At 43.1% G+C, this 22,144-nt stretch carries 17 protein-coding genes; 14 read left to right on the forward strand and 3 right to left on the reverse strand.

The window, feature by feature from the left end:
• The first annotated feature begins 26 nt into the window (after nucleotides 1-26).
• The 12 genes from rimO to DFP82_RS03575 all read left to right on the forward strand — a co-directional run bounded on the left by rimO (nucleotide 27) and on the right by DFP82_RS03575 (nucleotide 14,937).
• Nucleotides 27-1,619, forward strand: coding sequence for a 30S ribosomal protein S12 methylthiotransferase RimO (rimO, locus tag DFP82_RS03520; protein ID WP_110922358.1), 1,593 nt, complete (start codon nucleotides 27-29; stop codon nucleotides 1,617-1,619).
• 183 nt (nucleotides 1,620-1,802) lie between these two features.
• Nucleotides 1,803-2,528, forward strand: a complete 726-nt coding sequence (pyrH, locus tag DFP82_RS03525) for a UMP kinase (protein ID WP_110922359.1) — start codon at nucleotides 1,803-1,805, stop codon at nucleotides 2,526-2,528.
• Nucleotides 2,529-2,674: 146 nt separating this feature from the next.
• Nucleotides 2,675-3,229 (forward strand): ribosome recycling factor, encoded by a 555-nt coding sequence (gene frr, locus DFP82_RS03530; protein ID WP_110922360.1) that lies wholly within the window; start codon nucleotides 2,675-2,677, stop codon nucleotides 3,227-3,229.
• A gap of 217 nt (nucleotides 3,230-3,446) precedes the next feature.
• Nucleotides 3,447-4,205 (forward strand): polyprenyl diphosphate synthase, encoded by a 759-nt coding sequence (uppS, locus tag DFP82_RS03535; RefSeq protein WP_110922361.1) that lies wholly within the window; start codon nucleotides 3,447-3,449, stop codon nucleotides 4,203-4,205.
• 191 nt (nucleotides 4,206-4,396) lie between these two features.
• On the forward strand, nucleotides 4,397-5,206 hold the full coding sequence (locus DFP82_RS03540; protein WP_110922362.1) for a phosphatidate cytidylyltransferase: 810 nt from the start codon (nucleotides 4,397-4,399) through the stop codon (nucleotides 5,204-5,206).
• A 91-nt stretch (nucleotides 5,207-5,297) separates the two neighbouring features.
• Nucleotides 5,298-6,503, forward strand: coding sequence for a 1-deoxy-D-xylulose-5-phosphate reductoisomerase (gene ispC, locus DFP82_RS03545; protein ID WP_110922363.1), 1,206 nt, complete (start codon nucleotides 5,298-5,300; stop codon nucleotides 6,501-6,503).
• Nucleotides 6,504-6,612: 109 nt separating this feature from the next.
• Nucleotides 6,613-7,989, forward strand: a complete 1,377-nt coding sequence (gene rseP, locus DFP82_RS03550) for an RIP metalloprotease RseP (RefSeq protein WP_110922364.1) — start codon at nucleotides 6,613-6,615, stop codon at nucleotides 7,987-7,989.
• A 264-nt stretch (nucleotides 7,990-8,253) separates the two neighbouring features.
• A complete protein-coding gene (gene bamA, locus DFP82_RS03555) occupies nucleotides 8,254-10,647 on the forward strand; it encodes an outer membrane protein assembly factor BamA (protein ID WP_110922365.1) in 2,394 nt (797 codons plus the stop codon).
• Nucleotides 10,648-10,733: 86 nt separating this feature from the next.
• Nucleotides 10,734-11,744, forward strand: coding sequence for a UDP-3-O-(3-hydroxymyristoyl)glucosamine N-acyltransferase (gene lpxD / locus DFP82_RS03560; protein ID WP_110922366.1), 1,011 nt, complete (start codon nucleotides 10,734-10,736; stop codon nucleotides 11,742-11,744).
• 52 nt (nucleotides 11,745-11,796) lie between these two features.
• Complete coding sequence (gene fabZ / locus DFP82_RS03565) at nucleotides 11,797-12,306, forward strand: 3-hydroxyacyl-ACP dehydratase FabZ (RefSeq protein ID WP_110922367.1); 510 nt, start codon at nucleotides 11,797-11,799, stop codon at nucleotides 12,304-12,306.
• Between the two features lie 194 nt (nucleotides 12,307-12,500).
• Nucleotides 12,501-13,280: an acyl-ACP--UDP-N-acetylglucosamine O-acyltransferase gene (gene lpxA, locus DFP82_RS03570; protein WP_110922368.1), complete on the forward strand. Its 780-nt coding sequence runs from the start codon at nucleotides 12,501-12,503 to the stop codon at nucleotides 13,278-13,280.
• Nucleotides 13,281-13,587: 307 nt separating this feature from the next.
• Nucleotides 13,588-14,937, forward strand: coding sequence for a sodium-dependent transporter (locus DFP82_RS03575; RefSeq protein WP_110922369.1), 1,350 nt, complete (start codon nucleotides 13,588-13,590; stop codon nucleotides 14,935-14,937).
• A 112-nt stretch (nucleotides 14,938-15,049) separates the two neighbouring features.
• Here the strand turns inward: DFP82_RS03575 and tgt are convergent, their stop codons facing one another.
• The gene (gene tgt, locus DFP82_RS03580; protein WP_110922370.1) at nucleotides 15,050-16,201 is read right to left on the reverse strand and encodes a tRNA guanosine(34) transglycosylase Tgt; all 1,152 of its coding nucleotides are present in this window, start codon (nucleotides 16,199-16,201) and stop codon (nucleotides 15,050-15,052) included.
• A 377-nt stretch (nucleotides 16,202-16,578) separates the two neighbouring features.
• On the opposite strand from tgt, the gene DFP82_RS03590 reads away from it, so the two are divergent.
• Nucleotides 16,579-17,238 (forward strand): SOUL family heme-binding protein, encoded by a 660-nt coding sequence (locus DFP82_RS03590; RefSeq protein ID WP_110922372.1) that lies wholly within the window; start codon nucleotides 16,579-16,581, stop codon nucleotides 17,236-17,238.
• 139 nt (nucleotides 17,239-17,377) lie between these two features.
• Here the strand turns inward: DFP82_RS03590 and asd are convergent, their stop codons facing one another.
• Nucleotides 17,378-18,511 (reverse strand): aspartate-semialdehyde dehydrogenase, encoded by a 1,134-nt coding sequence (gene asd, locus DFP82_RS03595; protein ID WP_110922373.1) that lies wholly within the window; start codon nucleotides 18,509-18,511, stop codon nucleotides 17,378-17,380.
• Between the two features lie 430 nt (nucleotides 18,512-18,941).
• Here asd and DFP82_RS03600 point away from each other — a divergent pair, with 430 nt between their 5' ends.
• Nucleotides 18,942-20,057 carry an endonuclease/exonuclease/phosphatase family protein gene (locus tag DFP82_RS03600; protein WP_110922374.1) on the forward strand — a complete coding sequence of 372 codons (1,116 nt, stop codon included), beginning with the start codon at nucleotides 18,942-18,944 and terminating at the stop codon, nucleotides 20,055-20,057.
• A 603-nt stretch (nucleotides 20,058-20,660) separates the two neighbouring features.
• On the opposite strand, the gene DFP82_RS03605 is transcribed toward DFP82_RS03600, so the two are convergent.
• Complete coding sequence (locus DFP82_RS03605; RefSeq protein ID WP_110922375.1) at nucleotides 20,661-22,061, reverse strand: peptidylprolyl isomerase; 1,401 nt, start codon at nucleotides 22,059-22,061, stop codon at nucleotides 20,661-20,663.
• Between the last annotated feature and the right edge of the window lie 83 nt (nucleotides 22,062-22,144).

Genomic DNA, 22,144 nt, shown 5'->3' on the forward strand with positions numbered 1-22,144 from the left:
CCACTTTATCTCTAGCAAGGTTAGCCATGCCCAAAACTTCTACCGAGTCGGTCAATCCGACTATTACTACCTCACCGTCAGCTTCTATCGCTCCAAAAGACACTGCCACTATTTTTAATCCTGCCAAGCCAAATATAGCGCAAGATAGTCAGGCAGATGTCAGTCAAACAGATTCTAAACAACCTTACCATCATAAAGCCAATCATAACCAAAACCGTAGTGTAGCCCAAAGCAGTGATGTAACGACTGCCAATGCGACTGCTACGATGCCAGTTAGTGCAGCACCAAAAATTGGTTTTGTATCGTTAGGTTGTCCAAAAGCCTTGGTAGATAGCGAACGTATCATCACCGAATTGAGCCGTGATGGTTATCAAGTAGCCAGCGACTATGAAGGTGCGGATTTGGTCGTGGTCAATACTTGCGGTTTTATTGAATCAGCGGTACAAGAGTCGCTTGATGCAATCGGTGAAGCTATTAGCAAAAACGGCAAGGTCATCGTGACAGGTTGTTTGGGTAAAGAAGCAGATAAAATCCGTGCAATGCACCCAGCTGTATTAGCAGTGACGGGCGCGCATGCCTATGACGAAGTCATTACGGCAGTTGCCCAGCATGTGCCCAAGCCAAATCGCAGTAAGGATGCAAACTACGATCCTAAAATAGATTTGATAAATGAGGCGGGTATCAAATTGACCCCAAGTCATTATGCTTATCTAAAAATATCTGAAGGCTGCAACCACCGTTGTACTTTCTGTATTATTCCAAGCTTACGTGGCGATTTGGACTCACGTCCGATTGATAACGTTATGAATGAAGCACTGGCGCTGAAAAATGCTGGCGTGAAAGAATTATTAATTATCTCGCAAGACACTTCTGCTTACGGGCTGGATCTTAAATATAAGACCAGTTTTTGGAATGGTATGCCGCTGAAGTCGAAGTTCTATGACTTATGCAAAGCGTTGAATGATCTAGGTATTTGGGTACGTCTACATTATGTCTATCCATACCCGCATGTAGATAAAGTCGTTGAATTGATGGGCGAAAAGAAACTTTTACCTTATTTAGACATTCCTTTTCAGCATGCCAGTCATCGCATCCTAAAAGCAATGAAACGTCCAGCGCATAGTGAAAACACCTTAGCACGTATCAAAGCATGGCGTGAAATTTGCCCTGATATCGTTATTCGCTCAACCTTCGTTGTTGGTTTCCCTGGTGAGACAGAAGAAGACTTTCAATGCTTGCTTGATTGGCTTGTTGAAGCTCGTCTTGATCGCGTTGGTGCCTTTACCTATTCAGAAGTTGAAGGTGCCGTGGCCAATGATTTGCCAGATCACGTACCTGAAGACGTTAAAAAATCTCGTTACGAGCGTTTAATGACGCTACAACAAGATATCTCAGCGCAAAAACTACAAGAAAAAATCGGCAAAACCTTGATGGTATTGGTCGATGAGATTGATAGTGAAGAAGGTATTGCGATTTGCCGTAGCTATGCAGATGCACCTGAAATTGATGGTCACGTCTATGTTGACGACATCACTGCACAAGTCAAAGTAGGGCAGTTCTTAACCGTCACTATTGACGACGCCAGTGAGTATGATTTGTTTGGCAGCTACAAAGGTTAAAAACCTAACACGATAGACAAGTGAAAATTGCCCCACAAAGGGCAGTTTTTGCTACAATTAGCGCAATTTAGCCTTTTGGCATGCTTATCATCAAGTATGTCGGTGTCGTCAAGACCAAAGGCAAACTCCATTTGTATTTTACCGATAACTTTAATTATAATTTAATGATAACAAGGTGATCTCATGTCTGACAAAAACCCGCGTTACTCTCGTATTTTGCTAAAACTCTCTGGCGAAGCTTTAGCTGGTGGCAAAGACATGGGTATTGATACCGAAGTGCTTGATAAAATGAGCTTATCTATTGCCCATTTGCGTGGACTTGGTGTCCAAGTTGGTATCGTGGTCGGTGGTGGTAACTTATATCGCGGTGCCCAATTACAAAAAGAAGGGTTGGTCGGCCGCGTTACAGGCGATCAAATGGGCATGCTAGCGACGGTTATGAATGGTTTGGCGATGCGTGATGCCCTTGAGCGCCGCAATATTAAAACGCGCTTGATGTCAGCACTTCCTATTGGTGAAGTGACCGAAAGCTATAGCAGCCGTAACGCCATTCGTTATCTGAAAAATGGTGATGTTTGTATTTTTGTGGCTGGTACAGGTAATCCATTCTTCACTACTGATACCGCTGCTTGCTTGCGCGGTATCGAAATCGAAGCGGGCTTGATTTTAAAAGCAACCAAAGTTGATGGTGTGTATGACAAAGACCCAAGCTTACATGCTGATGCAGTCAAGTACGACGGTTTAACGTTTGACGAAGTGCTAGAGCAAAAGCTTGGCGTCATGGATTTAACCGCTATTGCCTTGTGCCGTGAGCACAACGTACCGCTACAAGTTTTCGATATGACCAAGCCTAATGCATTGTTAAATGTCATTATGGGTGAAAATGAAGGCACACGTGTTTATCACTGATCTGCTTTGATATGCCCAGCACTAATATCACAACGTAAATAATTAAAGTTACGTCAGTCGCTGATAATCAATACTAATGATTAATAGTGACTGACATAACTTACAACAATGAATGATTTATCGATAGCGATAAATAAGGACACATAATGATTAAAGAGATTAAGCAAGACGGCGAAGCACGCATGCAAAAAACGTTGGAAGCGCTTCAGAGCACTTTTAGTAAAGTTCGCACAGGCCGTGCCCATCCAGGTATGTTGTCAGGTGTGATGGTCAGCTACTACGGTTCTGACACTGCCCTCAACCAAGTAGCAAGTGTTAACGTTGAAGACTCTCGTACACTGCTTGTTCAACCGTTTGATCGTACTATGGTACAAGCGATTGATAAAGCTATCCGTGAAGCAGATTTGGGTCTAAACCCAATGACGGCTGATGTGATTCGTGTACCGATGCCAGCATTGACAGAAGAAACACGCCGCGATATGCAAAAACTTGCGCGTGGAGAAGCTGAGAACAGCCGAGTTTCCATCCGTAATATTCGCCGTGATATGATGAATGATATTAAAGACTTAGCAAAAGAAAAAGAAATATCAGAAGATGACGAGCGCCGCGCCAGTGATGATATCCAAAAAATCACTGACAAATACATCGAAATCATCGATAAAAGTCTGACCAAAAAAGAAAGCGATTTGATGGACGTCTAAGAACTAATTTTATTGTTGTTTATGACAGTAGTTAGTTAAGTCATCGCTCTAATAATAAGCAGCCAATGTGCCAACGCTATTGGCTGCTTATTATTGCGTAAGTGCTAAGCGACTGATGACTGAATTATGATAAATTTATGAATTGTCTGTCTGACGCTTTTTAATCACCCTCGCACACGTTATTATTATCTTACCTCAACAATAAGCAAGTTCGCCTATGTCCACTTCAGCCGTTTTGGCTCCCACTATTCTTCCTCGTCATATCGCTATCATTATGGATGGCAACAATCGGTATGGCAAAGCCAATGATTTGGGAAAAGGCCAAGGGCATGTCGCTGGCAAAGACGCACTAGATCCTATCGTTGAGTATTGTGTGGATGCTGGTATCGAGGTGTTGACGGTATTTGCGTTTTCTAGTGAAAACTGGCAACGTCCAGCTAGTGAAGTGGCGCTGCTGATGCAACTGTTGGCCTCGACCATTCATGAGCAAATACCACGCATGTATGAGTACCGTATTCGCTTGCGTTTCATCGGCGATCGCAGTCAACTAAGTGCTGACTTACAAGCATTGATGGCAGATGCTGAAGCAAAAACGGCAGATTTTGACGCTATGACACTGGTTATCGCTATCAGTTATGGTGGACAATGGGATATTGCGAATGCTGCAAAACAGTTGGCGCAGCAAGTAGAGTCAGGACAGTTACGTGCTGATGATATCAATAAAGAAATGCTCGGTGAGTATGTTCAGTTAGCAGACGAACCAGCCGTAGACATGTTAGTACGTACGGGTGGTGAATACCGAATATCCAACTTCTTATTGTGGCAATCAGCCTACGCTGAGTTGTTCTTCACCCAAACGTTATGGCCGAATTTTGCAGCAGATGAGTTAGCGACGATGGTAACAGAGTTTGCTCAACGTCAACGCCGCTTTGGCAAAACCAGTGAGCAGATAGTGATAGAGCAAGATAAGCCTTAAAACCGTTGTCATTTTAATCATTGACTTAGCATTTTGCAAAGCCGTTATCGTATGAGTAGTTAATATTGATTGTTTATGAAATAATAAACCGCTTCAATGGGTGTTCATTGCTATTAGTGGGCTATTGTAGATTAGCTGCTATAATGCACTTTTTGACCATGCATTATTCATTATTATAAGGCTCAATAAGTATGTGGCAACGAATTAAGACGGCAATTGTTCTCGTTATTATCGTTGGTATTGCAATGTTTGCGAGCCAAACCCCTGTTTTATTTGCACCGCTTTTAGCCGTTGGCGTGATTATTGCGGCTCATGAATGGACGAAGCTGATGCCTAAGTGGCGTCAGCCTGCTGTATTTGTGTTGCTAGTCTTGGTGCTAACTTTAGTCTCTCTTATATTCAAAGTGACTTGGCTGTTTTGGTGGGTGGCGTCACTCGCTATATGGTTGATGGCGCTATCTTGGGTCAGGGTATTCCCAACGCATACCAATTGGTATGGAAAGAAACTGGCCTTGATGGGTGCTGTTATATTGACGGCATCGATTACAGCTATGTTTTATTTGTGGCAACTGTCGGCATGGTGGTTGCTCTATGTATTCTTATTGGTCTGGTGTGCAGACAGCGGCGCTTATTTTGTAGGTCGCAAGCTTGGTCGCCGCAAGATGGCACCGAATGTCTCACCCAACAAGAGCATGGAAGGACTGGCTGGCGGATTGGTCACAGGCTTGCTAGTCGTCATTGGGATTAGTGTCTTTAAACTACAATTGACTGGTGTGCCATTAATCGCATTTGTGGCATTATCAGCGATAACGATTTTAGCATCAGTACTTGGTGACCTATTTGAGTCGATGCTCAAACGCCGTGCTGATGTCAAAGACTCAGGAACGATTCTTCCAGGTCATGGCGGCATATTGGATCGTATCGATTCGCTATTGTCTGCCACACCGATATTTGCACTTGGTTTTTGGGCGATACAACAGTTTGGCTTGATCGTCGTATAAGGCATCAACGTCAGAGCGTTCAAAAATCAAAGTGCTTAAAAATCAGAGCGTTTATTTATTTTATTTCTCACAGTATCCTTCATAGGCATCAATGGTTATGACGCAACGCATCGCCGTACTAGGCGCAACAGGTTCGATTGGCGATAGTACGTTAGCAATCTTAGCAGCACAACCACAGTACACGGTCTATGCTTTGTCCGGCTATCACCGTTTAGACAAGTTATTCGCCCTCTGCAAACAGTTTTTACCGAAACGTGTCAGCGTACCGACAGCAGCCGTTGATGATTTTGCTCAGCGTCTCAGTGCGGCAGGTCTTGATATCGATGTCGTGGGTGGTGAACAGGGGCTGATAGACATCGCCGTTGACTCGCAAACTGATACCGTGGTCGCCGCGATTGTGGGTGCTGCGGGCTTGCCTTCTACTTTAGCTGCCGCTCGTGCAGGTAAGCGTATTTTACTTGCTAATAAAGAAGCGCTGGTGATGGCAGGGCAGGTAATGATTAATGCTGTCAAAATGCACAATGCCACTTTGCTACCGCTTGATTCAGAACACAATGCTATTTTTCAATGTTTACCACTCGCTATTCAGCAAGACAATATCCAAATCCACCAGTCAGAACACGGCGTACGTAAGTTATGGTTGACCGCTTCTGGTGGGCCATTTTTGCAGCAGTCATTTGAGCAGATGCAACAGGCAAGCGTCGCTCAGGCAGTCAAACATCCAAACTGGTCAATGGGTCAAAAAATATCCGTCGACTCTGCAACGATGATGAATAAAGGCTTAGAATTGATAGAAGCTTGTCATTTATTTGATTTGACTGAAGATAGGATAAATGTGGTCATTCATCCACAAAGTATCATTCACTCAATGGTAGAATATAGCGACGGTAGCTTCTTGGCACAGCTGGGCAGCCCAGATATGAAAACGCCTATTGCGCATGCACTCAGCTATCCCAATCGAATTGAGAGTGGCTCGCAGCCATTGGACTTATATGCGCTCAGCGGATTAGAGTTTATCAAACCAGATTTGCAAAAGTTTGCTTGTTTACGTTTGGCACGTCAAGCTATGCAAGCGGGCACGCAAGCGACTATTGTGCTCAATGCTGCGAACGAAATCGCGGTGGCTGCATTCTTAGATGGACAAGTTCGTCTGACTGATATTGCGGATATCAATGAGCAAGCCTTAAATGATATACAAGTACCGCCATTGAATGAAACGGCTGACATAGAAGATATATTAACCATTGATAAGATAGCACGGCATCTTACTGACAAGCTTGTAGCAAAGTTGGCATAATCGTAATTAGTATAATCGCAGAAAAAGCTTTTAGTCAAAAGACGATTTATAGCAGACTCTAGCAAAGATGTTGATAAAAGATGCTAAGAAATCATACTGAGAAAAGATCATGACGTTTTTATTAACGCTCCTTGCAGCAATATTTGTCTTAGGTCCGCTTATTGCTTTGCATGAGTGGGGTCACTATATCGTGGCACGTATGTGCGGCGTTAAGGTGCTGACTTACTCTATTGGTTTTGGGCCTAAGCTGTTTGGTTGGACCAGTAAAAAAAGCGGAATTGACTATCGTATCTCGGCATTGCCACTGGGTGGTTATGTCAAAATGCTCGATGAGCGTGAAGGTGAAGTGGCCAAAGATGAGCAACACTTGGCATTTAATCATCAGCATCCGCTAAAGAAGATTGCGATTGCCGCTGCTGGCCCTATCATGAATTTTGTCATTGCTATTGCGCTGTTTTGGGTACTGTTTATGACGCCATCAGAGCAATTAGCGACTAAAATTGGCAGCGTATTGCCTGATACGCCTGCTGCTATGGCACAGCTGCCTGTTGGTGGTAAAATTGTTGCGATCGATGGTCATGATGTGCAAACGTGGGAAGGTATTAATTATCGTTTGGCTGGACGTATGGGCGAAACAGATGATGTGAGTATCACGGTGCAATCAGCTGTCCAAACTGATAACTCGACCAAAACGTATCAAGCGCCCGTGCAGCAATTTATGCAAGGCGCGGCTCAAGGCAAAGACGCATTGACCAGCTTTGGGATGCTACCGTGGCAACCAGATATTGCCCCGATAGTGGGTGATTTGAGCGCTGATGGTGCTGCCAGTCGTCAGGGACTAAAAGTCGGTGATCGCATTACGGCTATCAATGATACAGAAATAAAAGACTGGATCAGTGCTACCCGTATCATCCGCGATAGTCCTGAAACGCTGCTTAATTTTACGGTCCTACGTGATGGAAAATCTGTTCAGTTGCAGATTATGCCGCAAGGCAAAAAAGATAACTTAGGTAACGATTATGGCCAAATTGGTGCTATGGTGGTACAGTCTGAGATTGTGGTCCCTGATGCGTATAAAACCACAGTCGTCTATGGTCCTGGCGAGTCATTGGTAAAGTCATTTGAGAAGACAGAACAGCTAGCAGTAATGACGGTTAGCTCAATGGGAAAAATGCTGTCGGGTATGATTGGGTTGGATAATTTGTCAGGTCCTATCACGATTGCCAAAGTTGCCAAACAGAGTTTTGATATCAGTTGGCAGATGGTATTGTCCACTGCGGCTTTGATTAGTTTGAGTCTGGCGGTATTGAATCTTTTGCCCATTCCTGTATTGGATGGTGGTCATATCGTCTATCATTTTATTGAACTGATTCGCGGTAAGCCACTGTCAGAAGGCGTGCAAATGATCGGTCTAAATATCGGTTTACTCTTGCTGGCAGGTTTCATGGTGTTAGCAATTGGTAATGATATCAGTCGGCTATTTTGATTAAATGATAGCTAATATAAATGATAAGGCATTATGTACTAATGGCTTTACGCCTATCATAGGCTGATTGTTTCTATGATAAATGATAGTGCTTCATCTCATGGTCTCTGTACTAATCGTAATTTTTAGTTTATTTTGTGATGCATTTTATATAAAGTGTTCTGAGTCTCCCTCATATGAGTTGAAAATTTCATATGCAATGGGCTAGACAATATGTGCTTTTTAACTTAACTTAAGCAAGTTTTTTATTGACGGATAGTGTTTATGCGTACGCCTTTATTTATGAGCGCGGCAGGGTTGCCGTTAGTTGTAGCGATGATGAGTATGCCAGTACATGCTGCAGAGTTTGTAGTCACTGACATCGGTTTTAATGGTCTACAACGCCTAACCCCCGATAGCCTCTATCCGGTTCTGCCTATTTCGGTAGGAGACACGGTGAGTGACAGTAGCTTGGCAGCGAGTATTAAGGCGCTATATGCGACTGAAAATTTTGCTGACATTCAAAGTCGCGTCGAAGGCGGTCAGTTACGATTTGATGTCGTTGAGCGTCCAACCATTGCTGAGGTGACTTTTGAAGGCAATAAGCTTATTCCAAAAGAAGGGCTTGAGCAGGGACTGAAGAATGCTGGCCTAACTGCAGGTGATGTGCTTAAACAAGCCACACTACAGGGCGTCGCTAACGAGTTACAGCAGCAATACATCAGCCAAGGTTACTACAATAGTAATATTGAAGTGGATCAAACGGTACTTGACGGCAATCGTGTCAAGTTAGAAGTACGCTTCGTCGAAGGGGATCCTGCTAAAGTTGTCGATATCAATGTTATTGGTAATAAACACTTCAGCGATGAAGAAATCAAAGACGTATTTGCGGTAAAAGAATCGTCTTGGAAAAATCTGATCTCTAAATCTGACCGCTATGCTCAAGAGAAGCTGGCCGCTAGTTTAGAAAACCTAAAAGCGCTCTATCAAAATGATGGTTATGTGCGCTTTGCCGTAGACAATGCCGTGCTTAATATCAGTGAAGATAAAAATAGCATCTTTATTGAAGTGAGTCTTAATGAAGGTGAACAATATCAGTTTGGCGACGTTAACTTCTTAGGCAAGCCAACGTTTGATAACGATGAGCTAAAAGAGCTGGTTACTTTTGCCCCTAACGAAAAATACTCGCAAGCCAAGTTAGACGCGACTACCGCAGCACTTAAGAGTCGTTATGGTAATGAAGGTTATTATCTAGCGCAGGTCAGACCGGTACCACGTATCAATGATGATACCAAAATGGTTGAGATTGATTACTTCATCGATCCTGCACGTCCTATCTATGTTCGTCGCATTAACTTTACGGGCAACATTAAAACCCAAGATGAAGTGCTTCGCCGTGAAATGCGTCAGTTAGAAGGGACACTGTCTTCTAATGACAAGATTCAGCTGTCACGCACACGTTTGATGCGTACTGGTTTCTTTAAAAGTGTGACTGTCGATGTTAAACCAGTACCTAATCAGCCAGACCAAGTTGATGTGAACTATGTGGTCGAAGAGCAGCCTTCTGGTAGCTCTACTATTGCCGCAGGTTATTCACAAAGTGGTGGTGTGACATTCCAGTTAGATTTGACTCAGAATAACTTTATGGGTACTGGTAACCGTGTAAAAGCTGCGTTGTCACGCTCAGAAACCGTTGACTCTTATAGCTTAGGGTATACCGATCCGTACTTTACGGAAAATGGTGTTTCTCAGGGTCTGAGTGCTTATTATCGTAAGACCAAATATGATGATGATAACGTCAGTAACTATGTGACAGATTCCCTTGGTGCTACACTTAATTACAGCTATCCAATTGATGAAACCAAGCGAGTCAGTGCTGGTTTGAACGTTGATAATACGACCGTACGTGGCGGTAAATACCTTGGTATTTCCAATGTTCAAGAGCTGTTAGAAGATGGTGGCACGGCAACATATTATGATGATACAGATTTAAGCGATGCCAGTTTTAAAAATGACTATACGACTTATAATTTACTATTTGGTTGGGATTACAGCACGCTAGATCGCCCTGTGTTTCCAACGAAAGGTATGAGCCACGCCATTGATGCAACGATTGGCGTTGGTGATTCTAGCTACCAGAAATTAACCTATAGCGGTAATGTTTATTATCCTATATATAAAGATGTTATCGCCCGCGGCTATACCAAACTTGGCTATGGTAATGATTTGCCATTCTATGAAAACTTCTATGCTGGTGGTTATGGTTCGGTCCGTGGTTATGAGTCTTCTACGCTTGGCCCTAGATCAGAAAACTATTATTATGCTGAGAATGGCATAGAAAGTGAGGGTGAAGAGGTCGGTGGTAATGCCTTGGCAACTTTCGGTGCCGAACTGATTTTACCAATGCCATTTAAAGGCGATTGGGCAGATCAAGTACGTCCAGTATTGTTTGCTGAAGGTGGACAAGTCTTTGATACCACGGGCAAAGAAGATGAAACCTTTGAGGATACAGGTGTGTCTTTAATCACTCAAGACAATAGCTTACGCTATAGTGCGGGTGCGGGTATTACTTGGTATACGCCAATTGGACCGATATCACTCAGTTATGCGATGCCTATCGGTGATAAAGAAGGCGATGAGACTGAAAAAGTTCAGTTCCAGATTGGTAGTACGTTCTAACGCTATATCCGTTAGACAGTAATAGATTGCCAAGATGATTTTTCAGCTTGGCAATTGCCTTATTCATAACAATATTAATAATCACTATGATAACGATAGAGCAAATTATCACTCGGATTGAGCAGCGTCAGCCGGTTACCAACAAGACTGAAATTAACGCTGAACAATTACGTCAAGAGCTCGATGGTGTGGGTAGTCTGACCAATGCCAATCATCAGCAGTTGAGTTTTTTGGCAGGTGCTCGCTATGCTTCTAGTCTTGCTAGTAGTCAGGCAGGAGTAGTGCTAGTCACTGCAGAGTATAGTGATCAAGTACCAGCGATAGCGCTAGTGGTTGCAAGCCCGTATTTGGCTTATGCGAGTGCTAGTCAGCTATTCGGTCGCGAACTACGGTTTAACGAGATTCATCCTAGTGCAGTGATTGCTGATAGTGCGATTATTGGTAATAATGTTAGCATCGGTCCTTTTTGTGTGATCGGTGACCATGTGCACATTGGTGAGCGTAGTTCATTGGCTGCTCATGTGGTCGTTGAGGCAAATACTACAGTAGGCACTGATTGTATTATAAAATCACACGTGGTTATTGGACATGATTGCATCATTGGTAATCATGTCAGATTGCATGCAGGTGTAAGCGTGGGCTCAGAAGGGTTTGGTTTTGCACCAACCACTGATCCTAGCACTACAGGCTGGGAGCGTATCGCTCAATTAGGGCGTGTAATGATCGGTGACTATGTACGAATTGGTAGCCAGACCTGTATTGATCGCGGTGCCATTGATGATACGGTTATCGGTAATCATGTGATTATTGATAATCTAGTGCAAGTTGCTCATAACGTGCATATCGGTGACGGTAGTGCGATTGCTGCCCAAACGGCTATCGCCGGTAGTACTCGAATAGGTAAGCGCTGCATCATTGGTGGTGCTGTTGGCATTACTGGTCATATTGAGATCACAGATGATGTAACCTTGTCTGGAATGACAATGGTAACCAAATCCATCAAAACTGCTGGTTCATATTCCTCTGGAACGGCTGCAATGCCGACGGCTAACTGGCGACGTGCTGCGGTACGTTTTCGTCAGCTTGGCCATGATTAGCGCCACTACAAACAAATCATAAAGATTCAACACATAGCAAGGAAGCGCCATTATGAGCAGCCAAGACATAAATATTTTAAATGATGACAATATCAAAAGTTTAGATGAGCAAGGTCTTAAGTTACCATTAACTTATCATACGCTTAAGCATTATTTGCCACATCGTTATCCTTTCCTTCTAGTGGACAAAATTATTGATTGTACACCTGGAGAATGCATTACTGGTGTGAAGAACGTGACGATTAATGAAGAGTTCTTTAATGGACATTTTCCTGATGAGCCGATTATGCCAGGGGTATTAATGGTAGAGTGCATGGCTCAAGTTTCAGGCGTTCTTGGATTTATTAGTGCGGGGCTCACGGCAGAAGATGGTTATCTATATCTGTTTGCAGGCGTAGACAAGGTTCGCTTTAAGCGTCGTGTTATTCCTGGTGATCAGCTAACTATTCGTGCCAAAACAGTCATGCAAAAGCGTGGCATTTATAAGTTCGACTGTACTGTACATGTCGACGATGAGTTGGCTGCTAGCGCCCAAATAATGATTGCTCGTCAAGAGCAATAGCATTGGTTTGGTTGATAACGAACGATAATGTCCATAGTGAGCCATAGCATCTAAATAGCTATCTCAAAATGGACAATCAGAATGACCACTGAATATTTTATATAATAGCAGAGCCAGTTTTAGCTTTTTAAACACCGCTAAATTGGCTGTATTTTTACCATTTACTCGCATCAGATGATACAAAGGCCCACATTATGAGTCAGATCCATTCAACAGCACTCATCTCACCGTCCGCTCAGATTGATGAGACTGCCACCATTGGTCCATATTGTATCGTTGGTGATGAGGTATCCATTGGTGCACATACTGTTTTGCACCGACATGTAGTCGTCACTAAGTTGACTTGTATCGGCCAGCACAATCAGATTTACCAGTTTGCCAGCATTGGTGAAGATCCACAAGATTTGAAGTACGCAGGTGAACGCACCTGGCTTGAGATTGGTGATCACAATACCATTCGTGAGGCCTGTAGCTTACACCGTGGTACAGCACAAGATGGTGAGCTGACCAAAATTGGTAGCCACAATCTGCTGATGGTCAATACGCATGTGGCTCATGATTGTGTGATTGGCGATCATAATGTGTTGGCGAATAATGTCGGTGTGGCAGGCCATGTCACGATTGGTGACCATACGATTATCGGTGGTAACTCAGGTATTCATCAATTTTGTACGGTGGACGACTATAGTTTGATCGGTGGGGCGAGCTTAATTCTAAAAGACGTGGCTGCCTTTACAATGGTATCTGGTAATCCGGCAAAAGCGCATGGTCTGAACATCGAAGGTATGCGCCGTAAAGGTTGGTCAAAAGAGACCATTAATTTTTTACGCGAAGCCTATCGTACAATTTTCAGATCGGGTTTGACGACCGTAAAAGCGCTAGAAGTTTTGAATAATGAGCTGTTGCCACAAGAGCCAAAAATTCAACTACTCATTGACTCATTACAGAAAAGTCGTCGCGGCGTGGTACGTTAAAAGTAGGATAAAAATACGCTAAGAGTTAGTAATAGTATAAATCTTCTAATCGACCAAACGCTTGTTAACTTTAAATAAAACATAAAAAACCATAACTAATAGTTATGGTTTTTTATGTTTATGAGTACTTGACTTTTTTGGTCGCTTAGCAGAAACTGAGCGTTTACGGTATTGTAATCAATTCTTTCTTAATGTTACTGGGCGTTTCGTATTGATGCGCTTACTAAATAGCCTACTATTATAAATGGCGTTTATGATAATCAAGGAAGATTATCAGTGACATTAATTGAAGCACGAGGATGGAAAAATGGCTATCAATAAACAAGAACATGCACAGTGGAGCTCAAGTTTTGGCTTCGTGTTGGCAGCAGTAGGCTCAGCAGTTGGTTTGGGAAATATATGGAAATTTCCATACATGGTAGGTGAAAGTGGTGGTTCAGCTTTCGTTATCGCTTATTTATTTTGCATTGCGTTAGTTGGTTTTCCAATTTTGGTTGCTGAATGGCTGATTGGTCGCCGCGGACAAAAGAACCCAGTTAATACCTTTGTTGATGTTGCCACAAGTGAAGGCAAGTCACGCAGTTGGGGGATTATTGGTGCTTCAGGTATTTTGGGTGGCTTCTTAATTCTATCGTTCTATAGTGTCATCGGTGGTTGGGCACTCAACTATGTGACTAAAATAGCGACAGGTCAGTTCGTTGGACAAGATAGCGATGCTGTTGGTGCCACATTTGATGCTATGTTAGCCTCTGCTGGTACATTAACGATATGGCATACAGTATTCATGTTCTTTACCGCTGTTATCGTTGGTATTGGTGTGACGAGCGGTATCGAAAGAACGGCTAAGATTTTAATGCCATTATTAGGTTTGATTCTATTCGTTATCGTTGGTTACAACGTCATGAATGGTGGCTTTGGTGAGGCAGTGGCTTATCTGTTTACTCCTGATCTAAGCAAGCTGACCGAAGATGTTATGATTGCCGCATTGGGCCATGCTTTCTTCACACTATCAATTGGTATGGGTATCATGGTTGCTTATGGCTCATATTTGGGTCGTGAAGTGAACTTACTTAAGACGGCACGTACGGTTGTTATTCTAGATACTGTGATTGCTTTGGCTGCTGGTCTAGCTATTTTCCCAATTATCTTTAGTAATGGTCTAGATCCTGCTTCAGGTCCTGGTCTTATCTTTGTTAGTTTGCCAATTGCTTTTGGTAGCATGGGCGCTGGTACGATTATTGGTACATTGTTCTTCTTACTTATTACTTTTGCTGCTGTTACATCAGCAATCTCATTGCTTGAGCCAACGGTTGAGTTTTTAGAAGAGCGTACTTCAATGAGCCGTACTGTAGCGACGATCGTTTCGAGTACTATCATTTGGTTGTTAGGTATTGCGGCATTACTATCGTTCAATCTATGGTCTGACGTTACTATCTTGGACAACAATATTTTCGATGCTCTAGATAAACTGACCAGTAAATTCATTCTACCTTTAACGGGCCTTGCAGCGATTATATTCCTTGCTTGGAGAATGGATCAGCGTAGCATTCAACAAGAGCTTGGCCTGTCTAATGGTGCATTTCAGATTTGGCAAATTGTTGCTAAATTCGTTGCCCCAATTGCAGTCGTGGTCGTATTTGTTAATGCGTTAATCTAATAAATTTAAAGCAGGGCATTTGATTGCTCTACTTTAAAAGTAATAGATAAAAAAAGGGCTTAAGATAATTCTTAAGCCCTTTTGTATGTTTATCGATGAATAATTGCGATGATTAGCGCAAGTTCAGCTCAGGTACAGTTTGACCACGCTTAGTATAGAACTCGATGACAAACTCATCAAACTTGTCTTGTTCAATAGCATCTCTAATACCCTGCATCAAACGTTGGTAATAGCGTAAGTTATGAATGGTGGCTAGCTGAGCGCCTAGCATCTCTTTGCACTTATTCAGGTGATAGAGATAAGCTCGGCTGAAGTTCTGGCAAGTATAGCAGTCGCATTCAGGGTCTAATGAACCTTCGTCATTGCGATACTGGCTATTACGGATACGTACCACACCAGCGTTGTCTGTATCGCCTGTGACAAAGTAGTGGCCGTTACGTGCGTTACGAGTGGGCATGACACAATCAAACATATCGACACCGCGACGTACGCCCTCAACTAAATCCTCAGGCTTACCAACGCCCATCAGATAACGTGGCTTATCTGCTGGCATATCATCAGGAAGGTAGTCTAGGACATCCATCATCTCATCTTTTGGCTCACCAACAGACAGACCACCGATGGCATAACCATCAAAGCCGATATTTAGCAGACCTTCAAGTGATTGCTGACGCAAATCAGGATACATGCTGCCTTGTACGATACCAAATAAGGCATTGGTACTGCCCAGTCTGTTGTGCTCATCCACGCAGCGTTGTCCCCAACGTAATGATAGCTCTAAAGATTTTTTCGCTTCGTCATGAGTGGCTGGATAGGGCGTACACTCGTCAAACTGCATGACGATGTCTGAATTCAAACTGTACTGAATCTGCATCGATTTTTCTGGAGACAGAAATACCTTAGCACCATCGATAGGGGATTTAAAATCTACGCCTTCCTCGGTGATTTTACGCATGGCACCCAGACTGAATACTTGGAAACCACCTGAATCAGTCAGGATAGGCTTGTCCCAATGCATGAACTTATGCAAGCCGCCAAACTTATCAATCACCTCGGTACCTGGACGCAACCATAGATGAAAGGTATTGCCCAAAATAATATCCGCACCGATGGCCTCGATATCACGTGGTAGCATACCCTTAACCGTACCGTAAGTACCGACAGGCATAAAGGCGGGCGTTTGCACGTCGCCATGATTGAGATGAACTGTACCACGGCGTGCACGCGTGTTACCGCTGGCCGTTTTATGTAAGACAAATTGCATATGATTATCACTATTTACGCTATGAAAATGGCGATAATTATAGCATTGTTAGCGGTTTTTTTGGACATATAGTCAGAGAATCACTGAACTGCTACGGTGTTACTCTACCTAAATGTACTACTTGTACCATCTTAAGTCGACGGCCTTTCACCCATTTTAGCGTTCTTTGACTATAGATATTGAGTGTCATCGGTATACGCTCGATATGCACTTTGGTCAATATCGCTTTGTTATAACCAAAAAACACAGATAGCACCCCAAAAGACACAGACAGCAAGTGGCGTCATTGATAAAGTACCAGTCATACAGGTGAGGCAGTCAGAGTCATCAGGCTTATTTTAAGAAACAGATTTGTTTTAAGAAACTAGGAAAATAATATGAAAAAGACAGGTTATTTATTATTAATGGGCGGATTGTTATTGATATCAAAAGGGGCGATGGCCGCTGAGACAGAAGAGCCAGAGTACACGTTATTGACGCAAACAGGCGACTTTGAGCTGCGTCGTTATGACGAGCAGCTCGTGGCGCAAACGTGGGTGAGTGGCGATCAAGACGCCGCCAGTCGAGAAGGGTTCAAAGTGTTAGCGGATTATATTTTTGGTAATAATACAGCACCAACGGGCGGCAGTAGTAAAATTAGCATGACAGCGCCTGTGACCATGCAGCCTAATAATAAAAAAAGTGAGACCGACTCACAGAAAATCGCGATGACAGCACCAGTGAGCATGCAGCAGGAGGATGGAAAGTGGCGCGTGCAGTTCACTATGCCAAGTCAATACACTATGCAAACGTTACCAAAGCCTAATAATCCAAATGTTGAGATTATTGAAGTGCCTGCACAGACTTATGGTGTGATTAAGTTCTCTTGGCTCGCAGGAGAAGACAAAGTAGCGGAAAAAACCAAAGCGCTGCAAACATGGATGCAAGACCAGAATCTGACCCCTACAGGCGAGCCTGAATTGGCACGTTATAACCCACCTTGGACGTTACCATTTTTGCGCCGCAATGAGGTAATGATCGCCTACGAGTCAAAATAGTAGCCGCAGCTAAAGGATATCATTTTTAATGAGTATGTTATTTATCTGCTTTGACGATTCATAGGGTTATAAAAACTAGGCCCATAAAAAAAGACAGCAATCGCTGTCTTTTTTGTATTTAAGGTTTTAGATAGTTAGTCTAGTTTTTTTGTTCGCGGATGATATTAAGCATACGGCGTAATGGTTCAGCTGCGCCCCATAGCAGTTGGTCGCCGACAGTAAATGCACCTAGATATTCAGGACCCATATTGAGCTTACGCAGGCGGCCCAACGCAACAGTCAAAGTACCAGTAACAGCCACTGGCGTTAGACGATTCATGGTGGCTTCTTTGTCGTCTTCAACCAAATCCAACCATTCGTTGCCGCTGTTTTTAAGTGCTGCTTCGATTTCTTCTAACGGAATATCTTTTTTGAGCTTGATGGTTAAGCCTTGTGCATGACAGCGCATCGCACCAACGCGAACACACATACCGTCGATAGCAATCTTATCAGCTTCAGAATTACCAAGGATTTTGTTGGTTTCAACACCACCTTTCCATTCTTCTTTTGACTGTTTGTTTTCTAGTTGAACATCAATATAGGGGATTAAGCTACCTGCTAGTGGCACACCAAAGTACTGAGTAGGAAAGTCTGCTGAACGCTGAGTCTGAGCGATTTTTTTATCAATTTCAAGAATCGCGCTAGCAGGATCAGCCAATTCGTCTTGGACGGCATCATGCAATACGCCCATACCACTGATGAGCTCGCGCATGTTATTAGCGCCAGAGCCACTAGCGGCTTGGTAAGTCATGGCGCTGACCCATTCGACCCAGCCCTTATTAAACAACTCACCGATAGCCATCAGCATCAATGACACAGTACAGTTACCACCGATAAAGTCTTTCTTACCATTGGCTAAGGCACTATCGATGACAGCGCGATTGACTGGATCAAGAATAATGATGCTGTCATCTTTCATTCGCAACGTGCTCGCTGCATCAATCCAATAACCATTCCAACCGCCATCACGTAATGGCTGATGTACCTTTGACGTGTAATCACCACCTTGGCAAGTAATAACGACATCACAAGCAGCAAGTGCGTCAATATCATGAGCATCTTTTAATTGGCTAGTTTCAATACCCTCAAAGCTTGGCGCATCTCCGCCTGCGTTGCTGGTTGAAAAGAACACAGGTGTGATGCCATTGAAGTCATTTTCTTCTTGCATACGTTGTATCAATACTGACCCAACCATACCGCGCCAGCCTACCAAGCCTACTGTTAAATTACTCATGAAATCCAATCCTATTTACAATTATTTGTTGCATCACCAACCGATAACAATGCCGTGAATAGCGCCAAAAAGCAAGGCGTTTTAGCGGTTTTCTATATACTATTAACTATGTTCGTTATAACTTTAAGTTATTAGCATAATAGTGACACTCACTATGCCTTAGACAACTCATCGTATATTAATAATATCTAGCAATCATGACTATAGAAAAGACAGATACGATGATGGTTATTATGAGCTTGTAAATATTGTAATGTTTTATGATAGTTGTCGCATAATGATGGCTCATTAGTAGTCTATAATATCGTGAAATGCTAAGGTTAGAAGCGAGCTTCAATTCAGACCAAGCCATGCAATATTTCGTCATCGAATAAGTCATAAACATGGCCATTTCTTCAGTCATCATCCTAATAGACGGTTAATACACACTATGGATCTCTCACTATTATATTACAGCCTACAGGGACTAGCAGGATTCATCGCCTTCGTAACGATTTGGGGTTGGATACCACTTGATAATTGGTGGGTACGCGGCGTTGAGTTTCCACGTATTCAGATCATGGTGTTAGGTGCTATTGCTTGGATTGGCATGCTGCTTTTTTGGTCAGAGTGGGCGTTAAGTCAGTGGCTGCTGTTCTTGGTCTTAAGTATCACTTTAGCATTTCAGCTGAGAATGATACTGCCTTATACTAGGCTGTGGAAAAAAGAAGTCGAGAAAGCAAAAGACAAACCAGAGGAACAGGGTAATCATCTAAAAATAATGGTTTCAAATGTTTTGACGCCTAACGATAATACACAAAAACTGGTTGATTTGGTTAATCAAAAAGAACCTGATATTTTGATTACTTTAGAAAGTGATAAAAAATGGGAAAAGGCATTACAGCAGATTGAATCTGATTATCCTTATACCGTAAAAGTGCCACTGGATAATCTGTATGGTATGCATCTCTATTCTAAGCTTGAGCTGATTGATCCTGAAGTCAAATACTTGATGATTGATGATATTCCTTCTATTCATGCGCAGCTGCGCCTGCAAAGTGGTCGCGTCATTTGGTTGTATTGCTTGCATCCTATGCCGCCCAGTCCAACCGAAGCAGACAAATCTACCACTCGAGATGCCGAGCTGCTCATGGTCGGAAAACACATAAAAGAAAACGACCAAACGGCGATATTGGCAGGTGATCTCAATGATGTGGCATGGTCAAAGACGACTCGACGTTTTCAGCGTATATCTGGGTTACTAGACCCGCGTATTGGCCGACATTTTATCAATACTTTCCACGTCAATTATCCATTTCTGCGTTGGGCTTTGGATCATATTTTCCATAGTGCTTGCTTTACCGTTGTAGATATAAAGCGTATGCCCTCTATTGGCTCTGACCACTTTCCTGTTATGACGACGCTACAATATGAGCCAGAAAAGACCAGCCAACAAGCACAAAATGCGCCTACTAAGGACGCAGAAGATATTAAAGAGACGGACCATAAAATAGAAGAAGGTAAAAAAGAAGGTAAAAAGGTATCAAAAGAACACGCAGAAGAGTAAATGATTTTGGGCCAACAGATACGATCTTGTTAGCCTATTGCATGGTTTAACTTTCTCTAAAAGCGTAAGCATATGCTTACGTCAAATAAGGTCTTTAGCCTCTAGTTGTATCAAACTGATTGCCCTACAATACGACCATCAACACAAGGATATGCAAGGATGCAGTGTTGAGACAGTATCAATAAAAGCTCAGGTCAGCCCGCTGTCTTATAGGTTACTGTTCATGACTTAGGATGAGTCAACACGGAAATAATAACAACATGAAGCGTTAAAGCCTCGAACCAATCGCCCTAGGTTCGGGGCTTTTCTTTGTGTGTAAAATTCATTCGTTGAAGAGTAATTTTTTGGGCTTTATAAAAAATTAGAATATCAGGAATCAGAAAATATTCTCAAACGATATAGTCGGTGAACTACTAAACCGCTACGGCGTTACCCTTCTTAGATGTACTACTTGTACAATCTGCAGTCGGCTGCCTTGTATCCATTTTAGAATTCTTTGACTATAGCTTCTAAAAATAGGCGCTTATCAATAAAAAAGGGTACATGCATTGGCATGTACCCTTTTTCGAAAAGATTATTTATGTTGCTAATCTATTTAGTAGCTTATCCAAGTACTTGGATATAAGCGCTAGAACGTAACTCTTGTAGCCAGTCTTCTTGAGCTTGTGGTGCTAGGCGTTGGTACAGTGCTTGACGTGCCATATTGCGACGATATTGTTCACTAACGTCCTGATCACGTTTACCATCAACTTTCAAGATATGCCAACCGAACTGAGTCTTGAAGGGAGCAGAATAATCACCGACCGCTGTATTTTTCATGACAGCCTCAAACGGACCGACCATATCCTCTTCACTAACCCAATCAAGATCACCACCGCGACCAGCTGAACCTGGATCATCTGAATAGGTCGATGCTAAACCAGCAAAGTCAGCGCCACTGCGTAGCTGCTCATATAAGTCATTGATTTTTTGTTCAGCAAGCGCATCAGTCTGGAGCTCATCAACTTTCACCAAGATGTGACGAGTTTGCCATTGCGGTATCAGCATAGTATCACTGGCTTTTTTATTAGCAAGCTTAATGATATCGATACCTTCAGGGGTAACTAATGGTTCGCTAACCGCACCGACGTCAAGCTTGGTAATTTGGCTTGACAGTTCTGTAGGCAATGAGGCCGCTTTGTGAAAGCCCATATCGCCACCTTGTAGTGGGATAGGATAGCTACCTTGGCTAGCAGCGACAGCTTCCGTGACATTGACATCTGATACGAGCAGGCGAGTGCGTAATGCTTCCGCTACCTTTAATGCTTCTGCACGCTGCGCTTCAGATAAACGGCTATAGTCATCGATATAAGGCACGCGTACATGAATGGTTTGATATTCACTTTGGTTCAAACGCTTGGCTTCAGGAGATGCCAAAAATGCATCGATATCCTGCTCGCTGATGCGGACACGATCACTGATTTGACGTTGCTGCAATGCTTGAATAGAGGCATCTTCGATCAACTGAGCACGCAGAGCAGCGTAGCTACCAGGTCTTGCTGCATCTAGACGTTGCTGCAATGCTGAGATGCTACCCAGTCCTTCTGCTTGTGCGATTTGACCCAGGCGCTGATTGATAGCGGCATCGTCAGGTTTTAGGCCTGAGCGCTTGATCATAGATAGCTGTAACTCACGTAAGATAAGTGCATTTAACACTTCAGACTGTAGCTGAGCTGAGTTGGCAATTGGCTCGCCAGCAGCTTGAGCACGTGCTTGAGCTTGCGTAATAGCCGCAACCAATTCACTTTTTAAGATAGCATTCTCATTGACTAATGCAATGATGCCGTCTGTGCTATTGGCTGGAGTCAGGCGATTCACGTTGCTTTGTTCAGCATTGGTTGTCGCTTTAGCCGCTGCAGGCTTTACGGTGGCAGCTTGGGCATTGAGACTAAGCACAAGGCCTGCACTCATACCCATAGAAAACAGTACAGCACGGCTGGTTTGACGTACAGAAAAAAATCTCATGATGCTCCTCATCAATGTCATCGCATCGGATGGTAGTTGGTCAACCATATCCATTATATTTTAATAATCATATACTGAATAAT

Source organism: Psychrobacter fozii (genome assembly GCF_003217155.1).
GTDB classification, from domain to species: Bacteria; Pseudomonadota; Gammaproteobacteria; order Pseudomonadales; family Moraxellaceae; genus Psychrobacter; species Psychrobacter fozii.

What these genes read in the sequence shown, in the direction of transcription:
- frr (WP_110922360.1), top strand. Translation starts at nt 2,675, where the DNA reads ATGATTAAAGAGATTAAGCAAGACGGCGAAGCACGCATGCAAAAAACG.
- tgt (WP_110922370.1), bottom strand. Translation starts at nt 16,201, where the DNA reads ATGCAATTTGTCTTACATAAAACGGCCAGCGGTAACACGCGTGCACGC.
- DFP82_RS03600 (WP_110922374.1), top strand. Translation starts at nt 18,942, where the DNA reads ATGGATCTCTCACTATTATATTACAGCCTACAGGGACTAGCAGGATTC.
- bamA (WP_110922365.1), top strand. Translation starts at nt 8,254, where the DNA reads ATGCGTACGCCTTTATTTATGAGCGCGGCAGGGTTGCCGTTAGTTGTA.
- asd (WP_110922373.1), bottom strand. Translation starts at nt 18,511, where the DNA reads ATGAGTAATTTAACAGTAGGCTTGGTAGGCTGGCGCGGTATGGTTGGG.
- uppS (WP_110922361.1), top strand. Translation starts at nt 3,447, where the DNA reads ATGTCCACTTCAGCCGTTTTGGCTCCCACTATTCTTCCTCGTCATATC.
- rseP (WP_110922364.1), top strand. Translation starts at nt 6,613, where the DNA reads ATGACGTTTTTATTAACGCTCCTTGCAGCAATATTTGTCTTAGGTCCG.
- pyrH (WP_110922359.1), top strand. Translation starts at nt 1,803, where the DNA reads ATGTCTGACAAAAACCCGCGTTACTCTCGTATTTTGCTAAAACTCTCT.
- DFP82_RS03605 (WP_110922375.1), bottom strand. Translation starts at nt 22,061, where the DNA reads ATGAGATTTTTTTCTGTACGTCAAACCAGCCGTGCTGTACTGTTTTCT.
- ispC (WP_110922363.1), top strand. Translation starts at nt 5,298, where the DNA reads ATGGTTATGACGCAACGCATCGCCGTACTAGGCGCAACAGGTTCGATT.
- DFP82_RS03575 (WP_110922369.1), top strand. Translation starts at nt 13,588, where the DNA reads ATGGCTATCAATAAACAAGAACATGCACAGTGGAGCTCAAGTTTTGGC.
- lpxD (WP_110922366.1), top strand. Translation starts at nt 10,734, where the DNA reads ATGATAACGATAGAGCAAATTATCACTCGGATTGAGCAGCGTCAGCCG.
- lpxA (WP_110922368.1), top strand. Translation starts at nt 12,501, where the DNA reads ATGAGTCAGATCCATTCAACAGCACTCATCTCACCGTCCGCTCAGATT.
- DFP82_RS03590 (WP_110922372.1), top strand. Translation starts at nt 16,579, where the DNA reads ATGAAAAAGACAGGTTATTTATTATTAATGGGCGGATTGTTATTGATA.
- rimO (WP_110922358.1), top strand. Translation starts at nt 27, where the DNA reads ATGCCCAAAACTTCTACCGAGTCGGTCAATCCGACTATTACTACCTCA.
- DFP82_RS03540 (WP_110922362.1), top strand. Translation starts at nt 4,397, where the DNA reads ATGTGGCAACGAATTAAGACGGCAATTGTTCTCGTTATTATCGTTGGT.
- fabZ (WP_110922367.1), top strand. Translation starts at nt 11,797, where the DNA reads ATGAGCAGCCAAGACATAAATATTTTAAATGATGACAATATCAAAAGT.